Origin of the sequence: Streptomyces capillispiralis (assembly GCF_007829875.1) — a bacterium.
Lineage (GTDB): Bacteria > Actinomycetota > Actinomycetes > Streptomycetales > Streptomycetaceae > Streptomyces > Streptomyces capillispiralis.
In genome coordinates, this window is the sequence record NZ_VIWV01000001.1 from 4,479,851 (window position 1) to 4,497,414 (window position 17,564).

At 73.6% G+C, this 17,564-nt stretch carries 11 protein-coding genes; 5 read left to right on the top strand and 6 right to left on the bottom strand.

Translation table 11 applies throughout. The features are described from left to right. Window positions 1–76: 76 nt before the first annotated feature. The gene (locus tag FHX78_RS19455) at window positions 77–472 is read right to left on the bottom strand and encodes a nitroreductase/quinone reductase family protein (RefSeq protein ID WP_145868697.1); all 396 of its coding nucleotides are present in this window, start codon (window positions 470–472) and stop codon (window positions 77–79) included. Continuing rightward, the gene (locus FHX78_RS19460; protein ID WP_145868698.1) at window positions 469–2,022 is read right to left on the bottom strand and encodes a CehA/McbA family metallohydrolase; all 1,554 of its coding nucleotides are present in this window, start codon (window positions 2,020–2,022) and stop codon (window positions 469–471) included. Before FHX78_RS19460 ends, FHX78_RS19455 begins: the two co-directional genes overlap by 4 nt. A gap of 309 nt (window positions 2,023–2,331) precedes the next feature. Between FHX78_RS19460 and FHX78_RS19465 the strand changes: the two genes are divergently transcribed. From FHX78_RS19465 to FHX78_RS19475, 3 genes are all read left to right on the top strand, one after another. After that, entirely contained in the window at window positions 2,332–3,192 is an 861-nt protein-coding gene (locus FHX78_RS19465; RefSeq protein ID WP_145868699.1) for an LLM class F420-dependent oxidoreductase, read from the top strand. Between the two features lie 24 nt (window positions 3,193–3,216). Beyond that, entirely contained in the window at window positions 3,217–5,805 is a 2,589-nt protein-coding gene (locus FHX78_RS19470; protein ID WP_145868700.1) for a bifunctional FO biosynthesis protein CofGH, read from the top strand. 145 nt (window positions 5,806–5,950) lie between these two features. After that, window positions 5,951–6,517: a hypothetical protein gene (locus FHX78_RS19475; protein WP_145868701.1), complete on the top strand. Its 567-nt coding sequence runs from the start codon at window positions 5,951–5,953 to the stop codon at window positions 6,515–6,517. A 99-nt stretch (window positions 6,518–6,616) separates the two neighbouring features. Here the strand turns inward: FHX78_RS19475 and FHX78_RS19480 are convergent, their stop codons facing one another. Further along, the gene (locus FHX78_RS19480) at window positions 6,617–7,126 is read right to left on the bottom strand and encodes a DUF2165 domain-containing protein (protein ID WP_145868702.1); all 510 of its coding nucleotides are present in this window, start codon (window positions 7,124–7,126) and stop codon (window positions 6,617–6,619) included. Window positions 7,127–7,240: 114 nt separating this feature from the next. Here FHX78_RS19480 and FHX78_RS19485 point away from each other — a divergent pair, with 114 nt between their 5' ends. After that, window positions 7,241–9,712, top strand: a complete 2,472-nt coding sequence (locus tag FHX78_RS19485; RefSeq protein ID WP_145872067.1) for a tetratricopeptide repeat protein — start codon at window positions 7,241–7,243, stop codon at window positions 9,710–9,712. Window positions 9,713–9,832: 120 nt separating this feature from the next. Next, window positions 9,833–10,969 (top strand): ADP-ribosylglycohydrolase family protein, encoded by a 1,137-nt coding sequence (locus FHX78_RS19490; RefSeq protein WP_145868703.1) that lies wholly within the window; start codon window positions 9,833–9,835, stop codon window positions 10,967–10,969. 28 nt (window positions 10,970–10,997) lie between these two features. Here the strand turns inward: FHX78_RS19490 and FHX78_RS19495 are convergent, their stop codons facing one another. The 3 genes from FHX78_RS19495 to FHX78_RS19505 all read right to left on the bottom strand — a co-directional run bounded on the left by FHX78_RS19495 (window position 10,998) and on the right by FHX78_RS19505 (window position 17,517). Further along, window positions 10,998–12,572 (bottom strand): sodium:solute symporter family protein, encoded by a 1,575-nt coding sequence (locus FHX78_RS19495; RefSeq protein ID WP_145868704.1) that lies wholly within the window; start codon window positions 12,570–12,572, stop codon window positions 10,998–11,000. 219 nt (window positions 12,573–12,791) lie between these two features. Next, window positions 12,792–14,747, bottom strand: a complete 1,956-nt coding sequence (locus FHX78_RS19500; RefSeq protein ID WP_145868705.1) for an MFS transporter — start codon at window positions 14,745–14,747, stop codon at window positions 12,792–12,794. 142 nt (window positions 14,748–14,889) lie between these two features. Then, complete coding sequence (locus tag FHX78_RS19505) at window positions 14,890–17,517, bottom strand: D-alanyl-D-alanine carboxypeptidase (protein ID WP_145868706.1); 2,628 nt, start codon at window positions 17,515–17,517, stop codon at window positions 14,890–14,892. Between the last annotated feature and the right edge of the window lie 47 nt (window positions 17,518–17,564).

The following is a 17,564-nucleotide window of genomic DNA, read 5'->3' on the forward strand; positions in this document are numbered from 1 at the left end:
GCGGGTGCGTCAGCCGTGCGAGACGGCGATCACATGGGGCGCGGCGGCCCGCCACCGAGCCCACACATCTTCGCCCTCAGCCGTCCAGATCCACCCGCACCGTCAGCAGCCCCGCGCCGAACGCCCGCACGGCGGCGCTGTTGAGGCGGGGCAGGGCGCGCAGCCGGGCGAGGGGATCGTCGTCGGGCAGGAGACGGGCGGTGCCGGTGTGCCAGCGGCCCCGGACGCGCACCCGTACCCGGGGGTCCGCCTGGATGTTGCGGACGTACTGCGACCGTGCGCCGAACTCCGACACCAGCCAGAACGCGTCCCCGACCCGGCGCCCGCCCACGGGGGTGCGGCGGGGCAGGCCCGAGACCCGGCCGGTGGTCTCCAGCAGGGTCTGGAACGGCAGCCGGCGCAGGACCGGGTTCCCGATCCGGCGCTGGAAGGCCGTGACGGCCCGGTACTTGCGTTCGGCGCGAGAGGTCATCGTGCGACGAGCCTACCGGCGGCCCGGGAGGGACGGGCCTCCCGGCGGCCCAGGAAAATCGGGTTGGTGAAGGCCGCCAGGGCGCCGGGCAGCGGGCCGAGGGCCGTCTCGTGCCGCAGCTCGGCGCGTACGTAGGCGGCGTACGACGCGGTGGTGCGCCACTCCACCACCCCCGCCCCGGACACCGGCAGCGGGGCGCCGGTGTGCAGCACGCCCTGGTCGGTCACCAGGCGGACGGTGCAGCGCGGGGCGCCGCTGACCTCCAGGCGGACGGTGACCGGGATGTCGTGGTCCACCCGCAGCCGCTCGCCGATCCCGGCGTGTTCGGCCCGCCCGCCGGAGGCGGTGAAGCGGAGGGAGACGTGCTGGGACTCGGCGACGTAGGAACGCCCCGCGCGGATGCCGTCCTGGATGGCCTCACGGGTCAGGTCGTCGGCGAGGACCACGGTCTGCGGGCGGCCGACGACGTCCGGGTCGCGGTGGGCGTCGCTGCCGCCCATCGCCGGGATCCAGTCCCGCCCCTCCCGCACGGACGCGGCCAGCATGCCGTCCCAGTCGGCGAGCGCCACCTCGTCGTCGGGCGTCCAGGGGCCGTTCCACACCTCCACGGCGTCCGCCTCGCCGAACCCGAACTTCCAGGCGCAGCCGATGCAGGTGGCGTGAGGGTGGGCGGGGACGACCAGGCCCCCGGCGCGCCGGATCTGCCGGGCGAACCGGCCGAAGCGGTTGTCGCGGGCGCGGTAGCGCCAGTCGACGAAGGTGCCGGGGTCCGTGCCGACCGCCACCACGTGACCGTTGCGGGTGGTGACCTCCTCGCCGAGCAGCACCAGCAGGTCGTCCCCGGCGGCGTCGGCCCAGTGGGCGTGCGCGGAGTGCGTGTTGTGCTCGGAGCTGTTGATGAAGTCCAGCCCGGCCGCGCGGGCGAGCGCGGCGATCTCGGCGGGCGTGCGGCGGCCGTCGGAGTACCAGGAGTGCAGATGGCAGTCGCCCCGGTACCAGGCCCGCCCGCGCCCCCTGGCCCGCTCCGGCGGGTACACCGGCCGCACCGCCTCACCGGGCTCCCCGTAGGTCAGCGTCACGGTGATCTCGTACGACAGTCCCTGCGGGGCCACGGTGTAGGGGCCGAGCGCAATGTGCCAGGTGCCCTCGCGGACGGGGCCGGGGAGGTAGCCGGGGGTGGCGTCGTCGGCGCGCAGGAAGAACTCCGTGCGCGCCCCGCCGGACCAGCCCCGGAAGCCCCGGCCGCCCAGTGCGGTGCCGCGTTCGTCGAAGATGCCGATGTCGAGGGCGTTGCCGGTGGTGCCGGCCGGCACGGCCGGTCTGTCGTAGGAGTAGGCGACCCTGATCTCGCGGACCCCGTCCGGCACTTCGACGGGGACGTACACGAAGTCGGGGGCGCCCGGCGGGAGGGTGCCGCGCACCGTCCTCGTCTCCCGGCCGTCGCGGTCCGCCGCGGAAGCGAAGTTCACGCTTCCCAACGTAAGCGCGGCGGCGGCGCCCGTCAGGAAGACGGCGCGCCGTCCCATCCCGCTGTGGTGCTCCTCGCACATGCTGCTGCTCCCAGGGTGTCGGTGATGACAGGGCGTGGGTGGTGCGGGGTGGTGCGGTGCAACCTTTGTATGGAGGGGTGAACTGCCGTGCAAGGGAAGGGAAAGCGCAGCCGCCGCCGGTCCGCCGCGTGGTGGCGGCCGCGACCCGACCGCGCCGATGCCGACCGGTCGGTATGGACAGATGGGGCGCGCGCCGGTATGGATGAGGTGTCGCCGTCGGTGGGCGTCGTCGGCACCGGTGCCCCTCGCCGGTGACGGCGGGACGCCGGCGGGCCCGACGAGTCGTCGTCCGTGCACGAAAGGCCGCCCATGCGTATCGCCGTCACGATCTTCCTCACCGACGAGACGATCACCCCCACCCGGCTCGCCCGCGAGCTGGAGCAGCGCGGCTTCGCCGGGCTGTACCTGCCCGAGCACACGCACATCCCCGTCGAGCGGACCACCCCGTACCCGGCGGGCGGTGACCTGCCCCGCGAGTACGGCCGCACCCTGGACCCCTTCGTCGCGCTCGGGCAGGCGGCGGCCGTCACCGAGCGGCTCGGCGTCGGCACCGGCATCACCCTCGCCGCACAGCACGACCCGATCGACCTGGCCAAGCAGGCCGCCACCCTGGACCACCTCTCCGGCGGCCGCTTCACGCTCGGGCTGGGCTTCGGCTGGAACGTCGAGGAGGCCGCCGACCACGGAGTGCAGTGGCGCACCCGACGGGAACTGGTCCGGGACCGCATGGCCCTGATGCGGGCCCTGTGGGCGGAGGAACCCACCGCGTACGAGGGGGAGTTCGGCGGCGTACGGGCCAGTTTCGCGCACCCCAAGCCGGTGCAGAAGCCGCGCGGCCCGGTCACCGGCCCGCGCACCCTGGTCGGCGGGGCGGCCGGCCCGAAGCTGTTCGCGCACATCTGCGAGTACGCCGACGGCTGGCTGCCCATCGGCGGGCGCGGCCTGTCGGAGTCGCTGCCCGTGCTGCGCACCGCCTGGGCCGACGCGGGCCGCGACCCCGGCGCCCTCCAGGTCGTCCCCTACGCCGTCCGCCCCAGCGCGGGCAAGCTGGCCCACTTCGCGGACCTGGGCATCGAGGAGGTCGTGGCGCAGCTGCCGCCCGAGGGGGAGGCCGGGGTGCTGCGGGCGCTGGACGCGCTCCAGCCGTTCGTGGACGGCAACGGGGCCTGATCACCCCGAACGTATGCTCAAGGGATGACGACTTCCGCGACCCACGGAACCGGCGGCCCGACCGAGAACTCCCTGCGACGTGCCCTGAAACGTGCCCGGGACGGCGTCTCCCTGGACGTCTCCGAGGCGGCGGTGCTGCTCCAGGCGCGCGGTGAGCACCTTCAGGACCTGTCCGCCTCGGCCGCCCGGGTCAGGGACGCGGGGCTCGAGGCGGCGGGCCGGCCCGGTGTCATCACGTACTCGAAGAGCGTCTTCGTCCCGCTGACCCGGCTGTGCCGGGACAAGTGCCACTACTGCACGTTCGTCACCGTGCCCGGCAAGCTGCGCCGCGCCGGGCACGGGATGTTCATGTCGCCGGACGAGGTGCTGGACATCGCCCGCAGGGGCGCCGCCGCCGGCTGCAAGGAAGCCCTCATCACCCTCGGCGACAAGCCCGAGGACCGCTGGCCCGAGGCGCGCGAATGGCTCGACGCGCACGGCTACGACGACACGATCGCCTACGTCCGCGCGATCTCCATCCGGATCCTGGAGGAGACGGGACTCCTCCCGCACCTCAACCCGGGCGTCCTGACCTGGACCGACTTCCAGCGCCTCAAGCCGGTCGCGCCGTCCATGGGCATGATGCTGGAGACCACCGCGACCCGTCTGTGGTCCGAGCCGGGCGGCCCCCACCACGGCTCCCCGGACAAGGAACCCGCCGTGCGCCTGCGGGTCCTGGAGGACGCGGGCCGCTCCTCCGTCCCCTTCACCTCCGGCCTCCTCATCGGCATCGGCGAGACCTACGAGGAGCGCGCCGAGTCGCTGTTCGCCCTCCGGAAGATCTCCCGCGCCCACCACGGCATCCAGGAACTGATCATCCAGAACTTCCGCGCCAAGCCGGACACCGCGATGCGCGGCATGCCGGACGCGGAACTCGACGACCTGGTCGCCACGGTCGCCGTCGCCCGGCACGTCCTCGGCCCGTCCGCCTGCCTCCAGGCCCCGCCGAACCTGGTCGACGCCGAGTACGGGCGGCTGATCGCGGCCGGCATCGACGACTGGGGCGGGGTCTCCCCGCTCACCATCGACCACGTCAACCCCGAGCGCCCCTGGCCGCGGATCGACGAACTCGCCGAGAAGTCCCGCGCCGCCGGCTTCGAGCTGCGTGAACGCCTCTGCGTCTACCCGGAGTTCGTCCGGCGCGGCGAACCCTGGCTGGACCCGCGGCTGCGCCCGCACGTCGCCGCCCTCGCCGACCCCGACACCGGCCTCGCCCGCCCCGGCGCCCTCCCGGAGGGCCTGCCCTGGCAGGAGCCGGACGAGGCGTTCACCGCGAGCGGCCGCACCGACCTGCACCGCACCATCGACACCGAGGGCCGCACCGGCGACCGCCGCGACGACTTCGACGAGGTCTACGGCGACTGGGACGCCCTGCGCGAGGCCGCCGCCCCCGGCATGGTCCCCGAGCGCATCGACACCGACGTCCGCGAGGCCCTGCGCACGGCGGCCGACGACCCGACGAGGCTCACCGACGCCGAGGCCCTCGCCCTGCTGCACGCCGACGGCCCGGCGCTGGACGCCCTGTGCCGGATCGCGGACGACGTCCGCAAGGCGGCGGTGGGCGACGACGTCACCTACATCGTCACCCGCAACATCAACTTCACCAACGTCTGCTACACCGGCTGCCGCTTCTGCGCCTTCGCCCAGCGCCGCACCGACGCCGACGCCTACACGCTCTCCCTGGACCAGGTCGCCGACCGCGCCCAGCAGGCGTGGGACGTGGGCGCGGTGGAGGTCTGCATGCAGGGCGGCATCCACCCGGACCTGCCCGGCACCGCCTACTTCGACATCGCGCGGGCGGTGAAGGAACGCGTCCCCGGCATGCACGTGCATGCCTTCTCCCCGATGGAGGTCGTCAACGGCGCGACCCGCACCGGCCTGTCCATCCGCGAGTGGCTGACGGCGGCCAAGGAGGCGGGCCTGGACACCATCCCCGGCACGGCGGCGGAGATCCTCGACGACGAGGTCCGCTGGATCCTGACCAAGGGCAAACTCCCGGCGGCCACCTGGACCGAGGTGGTGACGACCGCCCACGAGCTGGGCATCCGCTCCTCCTCGACGATGATGTACGGCCACGTCGACCAGCCCCGCCACTGGCTGGGGCACCTCAGGACGCTGGCCGGCATCCAGCAGCGGACGGGCGGCTTCACGGAGTTCGTCACCCTCCCCTTCGTGCACACCAACGCCCCCGTCTACCTGGCCGGCATCGCCCGCCCCGGCCCGACGGTCCGCGACAACCGCGCGGTCACGGCGATGGCCCGGCTGCTGCTGCACCCGCACATCCCCAACATCCAGACGAGCTGGGTGAAACTGGGCACGGAGGGCGCGGCCGAAATGCTGCGCTCCGGCGCGAACGACCTCGGCGGCACGCTGATGGAGGAGACGATCTCCCGCATGGCGGGCTCCTCCTACGGCTCCTACAAGTCCGTCAAGGACCTCGTCGCGGTGGCGGAGGCGGCCGGCCGGCCGGCGAAACCCCGTACCACCCTCTACGGCGAGGTCCCCGAGGAGCGCCGCCGCACGGCGGAGGCATCGGACGGGCACCTGCCGGACCTGCTGCCGGTGCTGGACTGAGACGGGCGGGGCGGGGGCCGGGACGGGCGGCGCGGGCGCAGGGACGGGCAGGGCGGGGGCCGGGACGGGCAGTAGGATGATCCGACCCGCGTTCCATGGGGATCCGTAGCTTCCATGGGGACCGTAGCTGAGGAGATGCGTACCGGTGTCTGCCCGTCTTCCTTCGTGGGCCTGGGTGACCGGGCTGACCACGGGGGCGATAGCCGTGGTGGCCGTGCTTGCCGTCCAGGCGGACCAGGGGACGAAGCCCACCGCCGCCACCAGCCGGCCCAGCCCGTCGGCGACGGCGGACGCGAAGCCGTCCGCGAAGCCGGAGGAGGAGAAGCCGGTGGCCGTACCGGCGGAATCGGGCACCGGCCGCCGGATCGTCTACTCCCTCGGCCAGAAGCGCGTGTGGCTGGTCGACGCCAGCGACGCGCCCCGCCACTCCTTCACGGTCTGGCCGGGAACGGTCTCCCCGGACCCCGGCACGTACACGATCGGCGAGCGCACCGAGGCCACCACCGGCAGCGACGGCGTCCCGGTCGAGCACATCATGTACTTCACCCAGAAGTCCGGTGTCTTCGTCGCCTTCTCCAACGCGGTGGACGGATCCTCGCCCTCGCCCGCGGACCCGGGCGCGCGGACCGGCGGCATCCGCGTCACCAAGACCGACGGCCGCGCCCTGTGGACCTTCGGCACGGCGGGCACCCCGGTCAGCGTCGTGGAGTAGGCGTCCGCGCCCCTTCGGGCCTTGCCGGCCACCGCGTGAGCGGGCCGGTGGTCCCCGGGCGGCGGCCCCTCAGTCGGTCCCGGACCTCTCGGCGGCCCCTCAGTCGGTCCCGGACCTCTCGACGGCCCCCGGCAGGTGGTTGACCAGCAGCACCACGCCACTGAAGACGAACACCCTCAGGGCCGCGTCCAGGCCGTTCCAGTCCTCCGACTGCCACATCGCGAACCACTCGCCGCCGATCGCCATGAAACCGGCGCCGAAGAGGAGCATGGTCATCAGCAGGCCGTAGGTGGAGAAGCGCCGGGCGCGCGCCCCGTCGCCGCGGGCCCACAGCCAGGTGCCGTAGACCAGCACCAGCGCGGCGGCCGTCTCCCAGGCGATGATCGCCACGTACGCGGCGTCCTGCACGCCCTCGTCGGTGATCGCCCGCCACATCAGGTCGTCGTCCTTGAACGTGGTGTCCATGGCCAGGACGTGCCGGACGAAGTCCTGGTTCGTGCCGAAGTCCGTGATGTTCCCGAAGGCGACGAGCGCCATGTACAGGGCGACGGAAGCGGTGAGGAGCGTGGCGGTGAGAGGGAGCGCGCCGCGCGGTGTGGTGGTGGCCATGGCGGTTCCTTTCCCCGTGCGGCGGCCCCTGTCCCGTACGTGTTTGAGCCAGAATGGTGCGCGTCGGGGATCCGGGGGCGAGGGGACGTACGCGTGGCGCAGGCACGGCCGACGATGCAGCAGCTCGTCCAGCGGCGCAGACGTGACGGGCTGGTGGCCCGCACCGCCGAACGCGAGTTGTTCCGGGGGAGCTTCGACACCCCGCCCGAGGACGAGGAGCACCGCTTCCTGTTCCACGTGCACGGCAACGCGGGCGTCGGGAAGACCTTCCTGCTCCGCGATTTCGAGCGGATCGCCCGTGAGCGGGGCGCGTTGACGGCGTACGTCGACGAGAGCGCGCACAGCGTGCCCGAGGTCCTGGCGGAGCTGTGCCGGCAAGTCGCCGCCCAGGGCCACCGGTTCAAGGAACTGGACAGGCTTCTGGCCACCCACCGGGAGCGGCTCCACGAGGCGGAGGCTGCCGCGCTCGCCGCACTGGACCCGGAGCCGGCGGGCGGCCCGTCGGCGGGCAGCATGGCGGTCGCCCGGGCGGGACTGGCCGGGCTCGGCCTGATCCCCGGCGCGGGCGCCTTCGCCGGCGTCCTCGACCCCGCGCACGTCGCCCAGGGCGCCGACCGGCTGCGCGCCGTCCTCGGCGCGCGCTTCCGCAGCCACGAGGACGTACAGCTCGTCCTCTCCCCGGAGAGCGTCCTCACCCCGGTGCTGACCAAGGAGATCACCGACGCCGCGTCCTCGGTGCCGTGGATCGTCCTGTTCTTCGACACCTACGAGCGGACCGGTGCCTTCCTCGACGGCTGGCTGCACGACGTGATGACGACCGACCGCCACGGCGCCCTGCCCGCCACCGTGGTCGTCGTCACCGCCGGCCGGCACCCCCTCGACACCGCCCACTGGGGCGGTTTCGGGGACTTCACGGCCGCCCTGCCGCTCCAGCCGTTCACCGAAGGGGAGACGCGCGGTCTGCTCGCGGACCGGGGCGTCACGGCGGAGCCGGTCGTCACCGAGGTGCTGCGGCTCACCGGCGGACTCCCCGTCCTGGTCTCCACCCTCGCCGCGACCCGCCCCGCCGGCCCCGACGACGTGCACGACCCGAGCGCGACGGCGGTGGACCGGTTCCTGAAGTGGGAGCCGGACCCGGTCCGCAGGTCCGCCGCCCTCGCGGGCGCCCTGCCGCGCCTGCTGGACGCGGACGTCTTCCGGGCGGTGGCCGACGGCGACCCGGAACAGCTCGACGAGCTGTACGGGTGGCTGACCACGCTGCCGTTCGCCGACGAACGGGCGGGGCGGCTGCGCTACCACGACGTCGTCCGCGCCCCGATGCTGCGACTCCAGCGCAGGCGCTCCCCGCGCGGCTGGGCGGAGCGCCAGCGACGGCTGGCGGACCGGTTCCGGGCGTGGCGCGAGGAGGCGGAGACCGGGCGGGACGCCGGGCGGCTGTGGGCGGACGAGGAGTGGCGCGAACTGCGGCTCGCCGAGTCCTACCACCTGCTGTGCGCGGGCGACCGGGAGGCGCCGTCCATGGTGCTGCGGGGCCTCGTGGACGTCTGCGACCAGGGGGAGTCCGTCGCGGGCCGGTGGCTGGACGTCCTGGAGGAGGCCGGGCGGGACGCCGAGCTGCGCACCGTGGCCGCGTGGGGACGGCAGCTGTCGCGGGCGCTCGCCGACGGCGGCACCGAGGCCGTACTGGACCGGCTGCTGACCGATTCCGGGTTCGGGGCGGTCGTGGTGGACGCGCTCGGCTCGACGAACGTCACCCGCCCGCCGGGCGGCCCGGCCGACTGGGGGACCCCGGTACCGGGCGCCGCGAGGGAGCGGCACGCCGAGGAGCGGCGGGTCGCGGACCGGGACGCCGACGACCGGGACGCGGAGGGTCCGTACGCCGCCGGCCCCGGCCGGGGCGTCGCGCTGGCCCCCGGGACCGCGGCGCGGGTGTACCGCGGCCGGGCGGTGTCCCGGGCCGTGCGCGGCGACTACCGGGCCGCCCTCACCGACCTGGACCGGGCCCTGACCCTGACCCCGGACGACGCCCGCTCCCGCGCCCTGCGCGGTGAGTACCTGCGCATCCTCCGGCGCCACGACGACGCCGTACGGGACCTGGAGCGGGCCGTGGCCCTCGATCCCGCCCACGACTACGCCTGGGCCTCCCTCGGCGCCACCCGCCTCGCCCTCGGCGACCCCGCCGCCGCGCTCGCCGCCCTCGACCGGGCGCTCGCCCTCACGCCGGACTACCCCTGGGCGCTGATCCGCCGGGCCCGGGTGCGCCGGGAGCTGGGTGAGTCCGAGGGCCGGCTGGCCGACCTGGACCGGGCCGTCACCCTGCAGCCCGACTCCCCGTGGGCCCACTGCGAACGCGGGGACGCCCTGCGTGCCGCCGGCCGCGACGAGGAGGCCCTCGCCGCCTACGACCGCGCCCTGGGCCTGGACCCCGGCTACGCGTCGGCGTACGCGAGCCGGGGCGTCACCCGCTTCCACCTGGGCCGCCCCGCGGACGCCCTGGCCGACCTGGACCGCGCCCTGGAACTGAACCCGTCGTACGCGTGGGCGCGCGCCCAGCGGGACGAGGTCGTACGCCACCGGGACGGCTGATACCGGCCCCTTCCGCTCACTCGGGTCACACTCCGCATACCGTTCCGCCCCCTGAACCGGCCGCCCCGTTCGATTAGGGTGCTGGGCGTCGTACGTACGGACGGTGCCTGGGAGGACTGGGTGGCTGGTACTGCCGGGCCCGTGTGGGGCCGCCGTGAACAGCAGGACTTCCGCAGCCGCGTGCGCGGGACGTTGCTGGGGGTGGCCCTCGGGGACGCGCTGGGCGCGCCCGTGGACGGGGTGGGGATCGACGGGATACGGGCGGCGCACGGCGCGGAGGGCGTCACCGACCTCGCCCCCGCCTACGGGCGGCGCGGTGCCGTCACGCACCACACCCAGCTCACCCTCTTCTCCGTGGACGGACTGATCCGGGCCCAGGTGCGGCGCGACACCGGCGCCTGGCACCCGCCGACCGACCTGCACCGGGCCTATCTGCGCTGGGCCACCACCCAGCGCGACTGGGGCCCGGACGAGCGGCGCAAGGAGGACGGGTGGCTGGCCCGGGAGGAGTGGCTGTACGCCCGCCGGGACCCGGCCCGCGCCCTGCTGCTCGGCCTCGGTGACGAGACGATGGGGACGCCGGCGGCGCCCAAGAACCCCGGAGCGGCCGGTCCCGAGGCCGCCGCGCGGTCCGCCCCGTTCGGGCTGCTCGTCGGCTGGGAGCCGCAGCTCGTCGCCCAGCTCGCGGTGGAGTGCGCGGCGCAGACCCACGGCCACCCGGTCGCCTGCCTCGCGGCGGGCGCGTACGCCGTGATCGTGCACGCGCTGGCCCGGGGCGAGAGCCTGGACACGGCGGTGCAGCGGGCGCTCGCGCTGCTGGCCGCGCGGCCGGGGCACGAGCCGGTGTCGGACGCCCTGCAACGCGCGCTGGGCGCCGTGCGGCAGGGGATGCCCGGCCCGGACCGGGTGACGGAGCTGGTGGGGAACGCCACCGCCGACGGACTGCTCGCCGCCGCCGTGTACTGCGCGCTGGTGGGGGAGGACGTACGGCACGGGCTGTGCCTGGCGGTGAACCACGACGGGCCCAGTGCCGCGGCCGGTGCGCTGACCGGCGGGCTGCTCGGGGCCCTGCACGGCGAGACGGCCCTCCCGCCGGCCTGGCTGGCCGAGCTGGAGGGCCGTCCCACACTGCTGGAACTCGCCGACGACTTCGCCATGGAGATGACCCAGGGGCCCGCGCTGCACGGGCCCGCGGGCTCGTCCGCGGCCTGGCTGGCGCGCTACCCGCGCGGCATCCCGGCGTCGCTGGACGCGTAGTCCACCGCGAGGCCCCCCGGTGGAGGCCCTAGTCCTTCACGGGCGCGCGCGGCGTGCCCGGTGCCTCCTCCGCCGGGGCGGGTACCGCCGCCGCGGCCGCGTCGTCGTCGCCGTCGGTGTTGACGCGCTCGATGACCGCCAGCCGCTCGGGGGTGTCCTCCGGCTTCACGTAGCCGATCAGGACGTAGAGGATCAGCGAGACCGCCAGCGGGATGGAGACCTGGTACTCCAGCGGCACACCGCCGTCGACGGCCCAGTGGATCGGGTAGTTCACCAGCCAGAAGGCGAGCAGGCCCATGCCCCAGCTGGTGATGGCCGCCGTCGGGCCGGAGCGGCGGAACGGCCGCAGCAGGCCGAGCATCATCGGGATGGCGATCGGGCCCATCAGACCGGCCACCCACTTGATGACGACCGTGATGATGTCCTTGAAGGCCGGCGAGTTGACCTGGGTCGCCACCGCCATGGACAGGCCGAGGAAGACCACCGTCGTCACGCGGGCCGCGATCAGCCCGGACCGCTCGCCCCACATGCGGGCCTTCGCCGACAGCACCGGCGCCACGTCACGGGTGAACACCGCCGCGATGGCGTTGGCGTCCGAGGAGCACATGGCCATCGTGTGGGAGAAGAAGCCGACGATGACCAGGCCGAGCAGACCGTGCGGCAGCAGCTGTTCGGTCATCAGGGCGTAGGAGTCGGAGCCGTCCGGCTTCTGGGACTCCACCAGCAGCGGGGACATCCACATCGGGAAGAACAGCACCAGCGGCCAGACCAGCCACAGCACCGCCGACAGCCGCGCCGAGCGCTCCGCCTCGCGGGCGTTGGGGGTGGCCATGTAGCGCTGGGCCTGGTTGAGCATGCCGCCGTTGTACTCGAACAGCTTGATGAACAGGAACGCCAGCAGGAAGATCGTGCCGTACGGTCCGACCAGCGGCTTCTCGTGCCCCTGGAGTTCCGGCTGGTCCCACACGCCGAAGAAGCCGCCGTGGTCGCCGAGTTCGACCAGCACCGCGAAGAACATCGCGAGACCGGCGAAGAGCTGGATGATGAACTGGCCGAGTTCGGTCAGCGCGTCCGCCCACAGGCCACCGATGGTGCAGTAGATCGCCGTGACCACGCCGGTGATCAGGATGCCCTGGTTGAGCGAGACACCGGTGAACACCGACAGCAGGGTGGCGATCGCCGCCCACTTCGCGCCCACGTCCACGATCTTCAGCAGCATGCCGGACCAGGCCAGCGCCTGCTGCGTCTTCAGGTCGTACCGGTTCTTCAGGTACTCCAGCGGGGAGGCCACGTGGAGCCGGGAGCGCAGCCGGTTGATCCGCGGCGCGAACAGCTTGGACCCGATGGCGATACCGAGGGCGATGGGGAAGGACCAGGTGACGAAGGACGTCACACCGTAGGTGTACGCGATGCCGGCGTACCCGGTGAACATCACCGCGCTGTACCCCGACATGTGGTGGGAGATGCCGGAGAGCCACCACGGCATCTTGCCGCCGGCCGTGAAGAAGTCGCTGACGTTGTCCACCCGCTTGTGGGACCAGACACCGATGCCGACCATCACGGCGAAATACCCGATGAGCACCGCCCAGTCGAGACTGTTCATGTCCCCCCTTCCAGGGTCCGCCTTGTGAACTCCACTCAGCTGATTGACACTTCGCCTGAGCGGGGTAGGGACGAGGAAGGGCGCGAAGTGCCCGCTCATCGTGGGCGTATTGGCGCGGGCACGACAAGCAAGCGTCAGGTCAAGAGGGCGTAAAATTGTTCGCCTTGCTGACTGTGGTTCACAGTGATGAACGGAAGGGTGGGGGTCCGGGAGACCGGATCAGCGCAGCTCCTCCGGGCAGGGGGTGCCCCGCTGCCACCGGTACGGAGCGGCCAGACGGTACGTCCCCGGCTCCGGCGCCAGCAGCATCGTCCAGGTGTCGCCGTTCACGTCCTCCTCCGTCTCCATCAGGCAGCCGTGGACGTTGTCGTACGTCCTCGGCTCGTCCTCCGGACGGTTCTCGGACGCCTCCGTCTCCTGCGGCGGCTCCAGCTTGTTGCCCTCGGCGTCGACGAGGCCCAGCCACGGCGAGTACGGCACGCGCACCAGGATCCGGCCCGCCTTCTCCACCCGCAGCGTCATCTCGCCCTGCTCGGCCCGCTCCACCACCGTGTGCGGCTCCGCCAGCGGGGTCGGCTCGGTCACCTCGAACAGCTGCCAGTTGGCGTCGCCCCAGATCTGGTTCAGGTACGGCAGCCCGCGCTGCACCAGTTCCCGCTCCCGCTGGCCGCCGTCGCCGTCCGGCTCGTCCTTGGGCAGTACCACGAAGTGCACGGCCCAGCGCTTCAGCCACTCGTGGTAGTTCGCCGAGTTGAGGGTGTCGTCGTAGAAGAGCGGGTTGCGCTTCATGTCGGCCTGCCGGTTCCAGCCGCGGGCCAGGTTGACGTACGGGGCGAGCGCCGAGGCCTCGCGGTGCGAGCGGGCCGGCACGACCTCCACCCGGCCCCGCTCGGCGCCGACCTCCTGCAACTCGTTCACCAGCGGCGCCAGCTCGCGCGCCCAGGACGCGGCCGGTGTGGTGTGCACGACGTCGTCGACGGACTTGAAGCCGATCCAGGCCGTGAACCCGACGAAGGCGACGACGATCGCGTACCACTTGCGGGACCTCGGCACCGCGAACGGCAGCGCGGCCACCAGCACCACCCCGCCGAACAGCATCGCCAGCCGCGTCATGTTCGAGCCGATCTGCGAACTGATCACCCAGACCAGCACCACCCCGAGCCCGTACACGGCGGCCGTGATCCGCACGGTCCGCCACTCCCGGGGCACCAGCACGTACACCAGGACGGAGTACAGCAGCGGCAGGACCACCGAGCCGACGCCCATCGGCTGGGTCCCGGAGAAGGGGAACAGCCAGGCCGACACCGCCACCACCGCGGTCGGCGCCAGCCCCAGCGCCCACGCGCCCGGCCGGCGCTTCTGCAGGAACAGCGCCACCGCCACCAGGCCCACGAACAGCCCGGCGACGGGTGAGGCCATCGTGGCCAGCGCCGCCAGCGGCGCCGCGCACAGGGCCTTCGCCCACCGCTTGTACCGCCACCGGTACGGCCAGCAGAAGACGACGGCGACCGCGCCGAGCCCGAACAGGGTGCCCAGCCCGAACGTCACCCGCCCCGAGGCCGCGTTGCACAGCAGCGCGAACACGCCCGCGAGCGCCGCCCACAGGGGGTTGCGCACGGCCCGGCCGCGCATGAGCACCATCGTCAGCAGGCCGGCCGACACCGTCCCCGCGATCATCATCGTGGTCCGCACACCGAGCAGCGACATCAGGTACGGCGACACCACGCTGTACGACACCGGGTGCATACCGCCGTACCAGGCGAGGTTGTACGCGGAGTCCGGGTGCCGGCCGACGAACTCGGCCCACGCGTCCTGCGCCGCGAGGTCGCCGCCGCTGTTGGCGAAGGTGAAGAACCAGACGATGTGCAGCAGGCCGGCGAGGGCGGTCACGGACAGCACGGGATGGCGCAGCATGCGGGCCCGTACGGCGAGGACGGCGGCCATGGGGGCGCCGGGGGATGCGGGGGTGCCGGGGGCGGCTGCGGGGGTGCCGGGCGTGCCGGGGGCGGGCTCGGCCTCGGTGTCGTTCCCGGGTTTCCTGTCGTTCCCGGGTTCCCTGTCCTTCTCGGGTTTCCTGTCCTTTTCAGGGCGCGGTGACTCGGACAGCGGTATTCGAGGGCCGGATCCCGGACCCGGATCGGCGTCGTCGGCGCGTGTCGGCTCCGCTGTGGCCACCTGAAGGCACTCCCCGTGTCCCGTTCTTGCCCGAATCCTGTCCGTTTCGTGACGCTAGCACGCACCCCGCCGGCCGTCCCCCGGGTGGGGCGCCGGCCGGCGGGGTGGGCGTGCGCGTCGGCCGGGGGCACCGGCCGGCGGATCAGGTGATGCGCGTCAGCTTGTCCATGAAGCCCGGCTCCACGAGGTCGCTCCGGAGGGCCACCGGGACCTTGACGGCACTGCTGGTGCCGTCGCCGACGGTGAGTGTGCCCACCTTCGTGCCGGCCCCGGCGCTGTGCGGCAGCTCGTCCCCGGCGAACGTCAGCTTCACCGACAGGCCCGCCCAGCCGACGGCCTTGACGTCCTCCGTGACGGCGACCGGCGTACGCCCCCCGAGACCGTCGTCCACGTATCCGACGACGGTGCCCTTCTTCAGCAGCGTCGCCGACTCCAGGGCCGCCTGCGCGGCCCGGATCAGCTCGTCGCCCGCGGTGAGGGCGGCGGACAGGATGGTGTTGTCCTTGCCGCCCGCCGGCTGGCGCACGACGGCGCCGACGACGGTCCGCGTCTCGCCGCCGACGTCCTTCTTCGCCGCGAAGACGAGGTTGCCGAGCGCGGAGGTGGTGGTGCCGGTCTTGATGCCGACGACCCCGTTGCTGCCGACCAACTGGTTCCAGTTCGGGTGGTTGACACCCTTGTAGTCGTCGTACGACATCATCGCGGCGACCTCGCGGAACGCGGGCTGCTTCATCGCCGCCCGGGCCAGCTTCACCTGGTCCACGGCGGTGCTCACGGTGGTGTTGTTCAGACCCGAGGGGTCGGTGTACGTCGTGTTGGTCATGCCGAGGTCCTTCGCGGCCTCGTTCATCTTCTCGACGAACGCCTTCTCCGACCCCGCGTCCCAGCGGGCGAGCAGCCGCGCCACGTTGTTCGCGGACGCGATCAGGATGCTCTCGACCGCCTCCCGCTGCGAGATCTCGTCACCGGCGGTGACGTTGACGGTCGACTCCTGTCCGGCGTCGGACTGCTTCTCGGCGAGTTCGTCGATCTTGATCATCGGGCCCTCGGCACCGCTCTTGAGCGGGTGCTCGCGCAGAACCAGATAGGCCGTCATGACCTTGGCGACACTGGCGATCGGTACGGGCTTCTGCTCGCCGGAGGAGCCGAAGGTGCCGATGCCGTCGACGTCCAGCGCGGCCTGTCCGTCGGCCGGCCACGGGATCTCGGGCTTGCCGCCCTCGAAGGTGTAGCTGTCCTCGGCGGTGAGCGTCAGGGTGGGCTCGGGGAGCGGGCGCAGGCTCTGCGCGACCGCGAAGACGATCAGCAGCAGGACGACCAGCGGCGTCCAGATCTTGACCCGCCGCACGGCCGTGCGCAGCGGAGTCTGCGGGGGCGGCGGGGTGTTGGTCAGCTCGGCCAGCAGATCCAGCGGCGGCCTGGGCGGCAACGGCTGCTGCGTCGTCCGCTCCGGCCCGATCTGCGGGACGGCGGTGGTGACGTCCCCGCCGCGCGGCGGCGGCTTGCGGACGGCGGGGTCGTCGTACGCCTTCAGCGCCACGAACTTGCTGGTCCGCTCGGCCTCGGCCTCGGCCTCGGGCTGGGCCTTCGGCTCGGACTCGGCCTCGGGCCGGGTCCCGGGCCGCGCGTCGCCCAGCTTGAGCATGGTGGTGGGCTGGTCGACGGCCGGCCCGGCCGGACGCCCGGTCCGGAAGACGGCGGTGGGCTGATCGACCGGCCCCTTGGGCTTCGGACGGCTGCCGGACCCGCCTTCGGGGTCGTTGTCCTCGGCTCCGTCCTCGGCCTTCGGGTTCTCGGGCTCGTTGCCGGGCTTCGCGGCCTTCGGGTCCTCGGGCTCGTTGCCGGGCTTCGCGGCCTCGGCCTCGGGCTCGGTTTCGCCTTCGGCCTGCGGGCTCTTGGGCTCCTCCTCGGGCTTCGGGCCCTTGGGCTCCGGGCCCTCGGACTCGTCACCGGGTTCGGTGGCCTTGGGCTCGGCCTCCGGGCCGGTGCTCCCGGCTTCGGGTCCGGCGGCCTCGGAGTCGTCGGCGGACTCGCCGTCCTCGGGCTCGGCGCCCTCCGACTCGTCGGCGGCTGCGGGCCCGGTGGCCCCGGAGCCGCCGTCACGGCCTTCGGAGGACTCCGTACCGCCGGAACCGGCCCCGGGGGCCTCGTCCGCGTCCTTCACCGCCGTGACGGCGTCGTCGTCCTCGGAGCGGCCCTCGTCCTGCGAACCGTCGGGCGCGGACGGCGAACCCTCGCCCGCAGCCTCGCTGTCGCCCTCGCCGTCGGTCCCGCCGCCGTCCGGGGTGTCCTGGGCCTTCACCGCCCCGGTGGCGGCAGCAGCCCGCCCAGGGCCCTCCTGGGCGCCCCCAGGGGCTTCTGAGCCCTTCTCACGGCCCTTGTCGCCCGCGTCCGCGTCCGCGGCGCCCGCCGACGCCTCCTCAGACGCGTCCTCCACCGGGTCCACCGGGTCCGCCGGCTCCGCCGAGCGCACCCACGAGGCCACCGCCTCGTTCAGCCGACCGTCACCCTGCGCAGCAGAATCGTCACGCTTGGCGGAGGGCTCGTCCTCCGCCTCCGCGGCGTCCTCCGTCGCCTCGCGCGCCGACAGCACCCGAGTGGCCGTATCGACGCTCCCTCGGCTGCCGGACGGCGCGCCCTCGCGGGCCACCGCCAACCGAGGATCCCGCTTCTCGGGAACCGGACCCGCGCTCCCCGACGTCGGTTCTGCCGACGACTCGCGCTGCTTCGACCTGTCGGGGGACTCGCCCGCCACCGATGCCTCCTCCATGCGCCGCACGCCCCGCGTGCGCCAACCGAACCGTGAACCGCCGCCCG